This is a genomic window from Thermococcus sp. M36, from assembly GCF_012027355.1.
Lineage (GTDB): Archaea > Methanobacteriota_B > Thermococci > Thermococcales > Thermococcaceae > Thermococcus.
Window position 1 is genome coordinate 1 of sequence record NZ_SNUH01000350.1, and the last position, 391, is coordinate 391.

General features: G+C 34.8%; 1 protein-coding gene. It reads right to left on the reverse strand.

Going from position 1 to position 391, the window contains the following annotated elements:
- The coding region (locus tag E3E36_RS14175; protein ID WP_167895664.1) for a TGS domain-containing protein at nucleotides 1–129 on the reverse strand (129 nt) is incomplete at its 3' end.
- Between the last annotated feature and the right edge of the window lie 262 nt (nucleotides 130–391).

Below are 391 nucleotides of genomic sequence, written 5' to 3' on the forward strand. Positions count from 1 at the left end.
TTCGCCGTTTACATTAGCAGCTAAAACCTTGCGAGCTAACCCTTCACTTATACTTTTTGCAATATCTAATGCAGTAATTCCACTTTCATATTGTCTTACTGCACCATCCGGAAAACTAATACTAATCATATTTATGTACGCTATACTTTTGTTTAAAAGGATGGCAAAAGTAACGATAAGTTTTAGTTTATAAACCTTAACGCTTTTTTAGCAAGAGCAGAATTTAGTTTTGTATCATGAGATTGATTTGTACACTGTTGGTTTTATTTACGCTTTCAACCCCATCACACTCCCAAAAACTTACGGGCGTTTGGCGTGGATACTTTGTACAAAAGGCTTTCAACGAGTTTACAGGAAAGTTTATGGAAGACAAGTACAAGTATGAAATTCA